6 protein-coding genes are annotated in these 6,943 nt (G+C 61.4%); 1 reads left to right on the top strand and 5 read right to left on the bottom strand.

Annotated features, from left to right (window positions below; genetic code table 11):
* The 5 genes from D8U69_RS05390 to D8U69_RS05410 all read right to left on the bottom strand — a co-directional run.
* Positions 1 to 1,793: 2Fe-2S iron-sulfur cluster-binding protein (locus D8U69_RS05390; RefSeq protein ID WP_130906852.1), on the bottom strand; the 1,793-nt coding region annotated here is incomplete at its 3' end.
* Positions 1,790 to 2,119, bottom strand: a complete 330-nt coding sequence (locus D8U69_RS05395) for a sarcosine oxidase subunit delta (protein WP_047534309.1) — start codon at positions 2,117 to 2,119, stop codon at positions 1,790 to 1,792. The genes D8U69_RS05390 and D8U69_RS05395, both read right to left, overlap by 4 nt.
* Positions 2,120 to 2,133: 14 nt before the next feature.
* Positions 2,134 to 3,384 (bottom strand): sarcosine oxidase subunit beta, encoded by a 1,251-nt coding sequence (locus tag D8U69_RS05400; RefSeq protein WP_007980419.1) that lies wholly within the window; start codon positions 3,382 to 3,384, stop codon positions 2,134 to 2,136.
* A 23-nt stretch (positions 3,385 to 3,407) separates the two neighbouring features.
* Positions 3,408 to 4,661 carry a serine hydroxymethyltransferase gene (gene glyA / locus D8U69_RS05405; protein ID WP_056853882.1) on the bottom strand — a complete coding sequence of 418 codons (1,254 nt, stop codon included), beginning with the start codon at positions 4,659 to 4,661 and terminating at the stop codon, positions 3,408 to 3,410.
* Positions 4,662 to 4,976: 315 nt separating this feature from the next.
* On the bottom strand, positions 4,977 to 5,705 hold the full coding sequence (locus D8U69_RS05410) for a TraX family protein (protein WP_241668640.1): 729 nt from the start codon (positions 5,703 to 5,705) through the stop codon (positions 4,977 to 4,979).
* 131 nt (positions 5,706 to 5,836) lie between these two features.
* Between D8U69_RS05410 and D8U69_RS05415 the strand changes: the two genes are divergently transcribed.
* Positions 5,837 to 6,877: a low specificity L-threonine aldolase gene (locus tag D8U69_RS05415; RefSeq protein WP_056853884.1), complete on the top strand. Its 1,041-nt coding sequence runs from the start codon at positions 5,837 to 5,839 to the stop codon at positions 6,875 to 6,877.
* The last annotated feature ends 66 nt before the right edge of the window (positions 6,878 to 6,943 follow it).

Genomic DNA, 6,943 nt, shown 5'->3' on the forward strand with positions numbered 1-6,943 from the left:
ACCGGCGTGTAGTTCGGACGGAACATGGTGGTGCCCATCTGCGGGATGGTCACGTTCAGCGAGCGGGCAGCGATGGCCAGGCCATTGACGTTGCCGAGCTTGCCCTGATCGGTGCCGAAGCCCAATGCGGTATAGCGCTTGACGTGCTCGACCGATTCGAAGCCTTCGCGGGTCGCCAGTTCGATAGCGGCGGCGGTGACGTCGTTTTGCAGGTCGACGAATTGCTTCGGAGCCCGCGCGGTGTTCTTTTCGTGCGGCACCTGGAACAGCGCCAGGGTCGGTTCTTCGAGACGCGCCAGGGCTTTGGGCAAGGTCGCTTCGACCGGACCGAAACCGGCTTCGCTGGCCGCGCGCACGCCACCTTCAAAACCATCGGCCAGGGAATCACCAAGGCCATAGACGCCATTGATACCGCCGACACATACACGTTTTTGCGGAGCTTCGCCCGGTACGAAACCGAGGATGTCTTCACGCCAGATCGGCTTGCCGCCCAGGTGCGATGCCAGGTGCACCACCGGGCTGTAGCCGCCGGAGCTGGCGACGATGTCACAGTCGAGCCATTCGCCAGGGCTGGTGACTTTATGTCCCTTCACATCGATCGCGGCCACACGGGCTGCGGTCACACGCTTGGTGCCACGAGCTTCGATCACGGCGCTGCCAGTGAGGATGCGGATACCTTTGGCGCGCGCCTCTTCAACCAACGCACCACGCGGATTGCTGCGGGCGTCAGCGATGGCGACCACTTGCAGGCTGGCGTCGAGCCAGTCCAGTGCCACGCGGTAGGCGTGATCGTTGTTGGTCGACAGCACCAGTTTCTTGCCCGGTGCCACACCGTAACGGCGCACGTAAGTCGAGACAGCGCCAGCCAGCATGTTGCCCGGCACGTCGTTGTTGCCGTAGACCAGTGGACGCTCATGAGCGCCGGTCGCGAGTACGACGCGCTTGGCGCGAACACGGTGGATGCGCTGACGCACCTGGCCAATCGGTGCGCGGTCGCCGAGGTGATCGGTGAGGCGCTCGTGAATGGTCAGGAAGTTGTGATCGTGGTAACCGTTGACCGTGGCGCGCGGCAACAGCAGCACGTCCGGGGTGTTCTTCAGCTCGGCGATAACGCTGGCGACCCATTCCACGGCAGGTTTGCCGTCGAGGCTTTCGCGGGAGTCGAGCAGGCTGCCACCGAACTCTTCCTGTTCGTCCGCCAGGATCACCCGGGCACCGCTGCGCGCAGCAGCCAAGGCTGCCGCCAAACCAGCAGGGCCGGCGCCGACGATCAGCACGTCACAGTGCTGGTTCATGTAGTCATAGGTGTCCGGATCGTTCTCAGTCGGCGAGCGGCCAAGACCGGCGGCCTTACGAATGTATTTCTCGTACGTCATCCAGAACGATTGCGGGTACATGAAGGTTTTGTAGTAGAAACCCGGTGGCATCAGCTTGCCGCCGACCTTGCCGAGAATCCCCATCATGTCGTTGTTCACGCTCGGCCAGCCGTTGGTGCTGGTGGCGACCAAACCTTGATACAGCGCTTGCTGCGTGGCGCGTACGTTGGGAATCTGTGTGGCTTCGGTGGCGCCGATCTGCAGGACCGCGTTCGGCTCTTCGGCACCGGCGGCGAAGATGCCGCGCGGACGGGAATACTTGAAGCTGCGACCGATGATGTCGACGCCGTTGGCCAGCAGTGCAGCGGCCAGCGAATCGCCTTCGAAGCCTTTGTAGCTCTGGCCGTTGAAGGTGAAGCTCAACACTTTGTTGCGGTCGATCCGTCCGCCGTTGGACAGGCGATTGATCTGGCTCATACCTTCTCTCCCAGAGCCGTGCTGGCCGCTTTCGGGCTATCGGTCTTGTCGGTGAATTGTGGCTTGGTGCCGATCTTGTAGGTTTCGAGAATCTCGTAGGTCACGGTGTCGCGGGTGGCGTTGAAGTACTGACGGCAACCGGCGGCGTGAATCCACAGTTCATGGTGCAGACCGCGAGGGTTGTCGCGGAAGAACATATAGTCGCCCCACTCCTCGTCGGTGCAGCTGTTCGGATCCAGTGGACGCGGGATGTGCGCCTGGCCGGATGCGTGGAATTCCTCTTCGGAGCGCAGTTCGCCGCAGTGAGGACAGAAGATATGCAACATGGGGATTTCTCCTGTTAGTGGGCAACCGCAGCAGCGCCGTGTTCATCGATCAACGCACCGTTGTGGAAACGGTCGATGGAGAAAGGTGCGGCCAATGGGTGCATTTCACCCTTGGCCAGGCTCGCGGCAAACACGTTGCCCGAGCCAGGTGTTGCCTTGAATCCACCGGTGCCCCAACCGCAGTTGAAGAACATGTTCGGTACCGGGGTTTTCGAGATGATCGGGCAAGCGTCAGGGGTGGTGTCGACGATGCCGCCCCACTGACGGTTCATGCGCACTCGCGACAGCACCGGGAACATCTCGACGATGGCCTGGATGGTGTGCTCGATCACCGGATACGAACCACGCTGGCCGTAACCGTTGTAGCCGTCGATACCGGCGCCGATCACCAGGTCGCCCTTGTCGGACTGGCTGATGTAACCGTGTACGGCGTTGGACATGATCACGCTGTCGATAATCGGCTTGATCGGCTCGGACACCAGCGCCTGCAGCGGGTGCGATTCGATCGGCAGACGGAAACCGGCGAGCTTGGCCATGTGCCCGGAGTTACCGGCAGTGACCACGCCGACGCGTTTGGCGCCGATGAAGCCCTTGTTGGTTTCAACACCGATGCACACGCCGTTTTCCTTGCGGAAACCGATCACTTCGGTCTGCTGGATCAAGTCCACACCCAAGGCGTCGGCGGCACGGGCAAAGCCCCAGGCCACGGCATCGTGACGGGCGACGCCGCCGCGACGCTGGACGGTCGCGCCCATCACCGGGTAGCGGGTGTTCTTCGAGCAGTCGAGATACGGAATCTCGTCGGCCACTTGCTTGGCATCGAGCAACTCACCGTCGACACCATTGAGGCGGTTGGCGCTGACTCGACGCTCGGAATCACGAATGTCCTGCAGGGTGTGGCAAAGGTTGTACACGCCGCGCTGGGAGAACATCACGTTGTAGTTGAGGTCCTGAGACAGGCCTTCCCACAGTTTCATCGCGTGTTCGTACAGGTGCGCCGACTCGTCCCACAGGTAGTTGGAGCGAACGATGGTGGTGTTGCGCGCGGTGTTACCGCCGCCCAGCCAGCCCTTCTCGACCACGGCCACGTTAGTGATGCCGTGTTCCTTGGCCAGGTAGTAGGCGGTCGCCAGACCGTGCCCGCCACCGCCGACGATAACCACGTCGTAGACCTTTTTCGGGGTCGGCGTGCGCCACATGCGCTGCCAGTTTTCGTGGTGGCTGAGGGAGTGTTTGAAGAGGCCGAAGCCCGAATAGCGTTGCATAGTCATTTACTCCAAAACCGCGCTCAGCGATAAACCGGGAAGTCCGCGCACAGGGCCGACACTTGCTGGGCGACATTGGCCTCGACATCGGCATCGCCGAGGTTGTCGAGGATGTCGCAGATCCAGCCGGCCAGCGTTACGCACTGGGTCACCTTGAAGCCGCGTGTGGTCACGGCCGGGGTGCCGATACGCAGGCCGGAGGTCACGAACGGCGACTGCGGGTCGTTCGGCACAGCGTTCTTGTTGACGGTGATGTGGGCGCGACCGAGTGCTGCGTCCGCCTCTTTGCCGGTGAGGCCCTGGCGGATCAGGCTGACCAGGAACAAGTGGTTATCGGTGCCGCCGGACACTACATCGTAGCCGCGTTTGATAAACACGCCGGCCATGGCCTGGGCGTTGTCGATCACTTGTTGCTGGTAAGCCTTGAAGCCTGGCTCCAGCGCTTCCTTGAAGCACACCGCTTTACCGGCGATGACGTGCATCAGCGGGCCGCCCTGGGCACCCGGGAAGACCGCGGCGTTGAGCTTCTTCTCGATTTCTTCGTTGGACTTGGCCAGGATCAGGCCGCCACGTGGACCGCGCAGGGTCTTGTGGGTGGTGGTGGTGACCACATCGGCATACGGCAGCGGATTCGGGTACAGGCCGGCAGCGACCAGGCCGGCCACGTGGGCCATGTCGACGAACAGCAGCGCTCCGACCTTGTCGGCGATCTGGCGGAAGCGCGGGAAGTCCAGGGTCTTTGAGTAGGCAGAGAAGCCGGCCACGATCATCTTCGGCTTGCACTCGACGGCCAGACGCTCGACTTCGTCGTAATCGATCAGGCCGGTCTTGGTGTCGATGCCGTACTGCACGGCGTTGTAGAGTTTGCCCGAGGACGACACTTTGGCGCCGTGGGTCAGGTGACCGCCATGGGCCAGGCTCATGCCCAGGATGGTGTCGCCGGCGTTCAACAAGGCCAGGTACACGGCGCTGTTGGCCGAGGAACCGGAGTGCGGCTGGACGTTGGCGTAATCGGCGCCGAACAGCTGCTTGGCGCGCTCGATGGCCAGGGCCTCGACCTTGTCGACGTGCTCGCAGCCACCGTAGTAGCGCTTGCCCGGATAGCCTTCGGCGTACTTGTTGGTCAGGCCGCTGCCTTGCGCTTGCATCACGCGCTTGCTGGTGTAGTTCTCCGACGCGATCAGCTCGATGTGATCTTCCTGACGTTGCTCCTCGGCATTCATCGCCGCCAGCAGTGCATCATCGTAACCCTGGATCTGGTCTTGCTTGCTGAACATCGCGTCTCTCCCAGCGGCATCTGTGCGCCATTCGTCTCGGTGAGGCACTGGCGTTTCGGCAGTGCCCTTTGATAGCGATGGTATGACTGGCTTCGAAGGGTCAAATGCCTACGGGCGCCACGCAAAGGTGCGTTTACGACATGGCGTGAAATGGCCGAGCCAGTGGATGCCTTTGTGGCGAGGGAGCTTGCTCCCGCTCGACTGCGAAGCAGTCGCAAAAGCGATAACCACGAGCTGACGGGCAGACCGCATGCACAGGCGTTGGGTCTGCTGCGCAGCCCAGCGGGAGCAAGCTCCCTCGCCACAGGGGTCGGGTCAGGCGATGGCCTGTCGCACTGCGAGCAACACCAGGAAATGCGCCGGATACAGCGCATACGCCCAGCGTCGCATCGGCGGTGGTTTTGCGTCACGGGCATGTCGCAACAGGAACAGCCCCAGCCATGGCGCAATCAGACAAGTGATAATGGCCGCCACAGCCACATGACTGCCCAGCCGAACGGAGTAATACAGCACCTGCCATTGATTGGCGGCCAGACAGACAAGCCCCGCAAGCAACGCGAAATACCAGGGACGACGGATCACCCACAGCAGTACCAACGGCAACAACACGCCAAAAAAACCGAACATCACACGCTGCGAAAAAAAACCCGCCAGCAGCAGTGCAGCCACCGCCAGCAAACGCGATTGAAGCGCCGGTTGTTGCCAGCCACGGACCACCAGCAATCCAAGGACAAGTGTGGGCATAACGTTCAGCGTGTCGGGATTGGCAATGAACATCCGGTAAGGAACTTCACTGAGCGCACTGAACAGCAGCAACCAGCCCAGATAGCGCCACTGTCCAGCGTTCACCTCGGCCGGCTTGCGCGCCAGGTTCGCCGCCATCGCCAGACAAAACCACGGGAACGCCAAACGTCCCGGCACATACAACAGATCGACGGAATAACCGACATATCGCAGGTGATCGAGCACCATGCTCAGCAGCGCCAACCACTTGAGCAGGTCCAGTGCACCGTCGCGCTGCTTTACGGGCATAGTCATGTGCATAATTGCCCGGCATCCTTGTATCTTTCTGACAGAAACATCCCACGTACTCCCCGGACGATCTTCGGTAAAGTGCGCACCATCATTGACCACGAGGCGCTTCACCATAAGCGTCCCGATCACGGAAGCAGGCCATGACCGATAAGAGCCAACAATTCGCCAGCGACAACTATTCCGGCATTTGCCCTGAAGCCTGGGCGGCCATGGAACAGGCCAATCACGGCCACCAGCGCGCCTACGGTGACGACGAATGGACCGCCCGCGCCTCCGACGGATTCCGCAAACTGTTTGAAACCGATTGCGAAGTGTTTTTCGCCTTCAACGGCACCGCCGCCAACTCGTTGGCCCTGTCGTCGCTGTGCCAGAGTTACCACAGCGTGATCTGCTCGGAAACCGCCCACGTCGAAACCGACGAATGCGGCGCGCCGGAATTTTTCTCCAACGGTTCCAAGCTGCTGATCGCCCGTACTGAAAACGGCAAGCTGACACCGGAATCGATCCGCGAAGTCGCGCTCAAGCGACAGGACATCCATTACCCGAAACCCCGCGTCGTGACCCTGACCCAGGCCACCGAAGTGGGCAGCGTCTATACCCCGGACGAAATCCGCGCGATCAGCGCCACCTGCAAGGAACTCGGGCTGAATCTGCACATGGACGGCGCGCGTTTTTCCAATGCGTGCGCATTCCTCGGTTGCTCGCCGGCAGACCTGACCTGGAAGGCCGGTGTCGACGTGCTGTGCTTTGGCGGTACGAAAAACGGCATGGCCGTGGGCGAGGCGATTCTGTTCTTCAACCACAAACTGGCGGAAGACTTTGACTATCGCTGCAAACAGGCCGGGCAACTGGCGTCGAAGATGCGCTTCTTGTCAGCGCCGTGGGTCGGCATCCTGGAAAACGACGCCTGGCTCAAATACGCCAACCACGCCAACCGCTGTGCGCAGTTGCTCGCCGAACTGGTCAGTGACATTCCCGGTGTCGAGTTGATGTTTCCGGTACAGGCCAACGGCGTGTTCCTGCAACTCTCGGAACCGGCCATCGCCGCACTGACAGGCAAGGGCTGGCGTTTCTACACCTTCATCGGTAACGGCGGCGCACGCTTCATGTGTTCGTGGGATACCGAAGAAGAACGTGTACGAGAGTTGGCCCGCGACATCCGTGAAGTGATGTCGCACTAATATGAACCGAACGTTCCCACGCTCTGCGTGGGAACGCCTCCAGGGACGCTCCGCGTTCCAGCTTCA

It is taken from the genome of Pseudomonas sp. Sample_16 (assembly GCF_004307665.1).
GTDB lineage: Bacteria > Pseudomonadota > Gammaproteobacteria > Pseudomonadales > Pseudomonadaceae > Aquipseudomonas.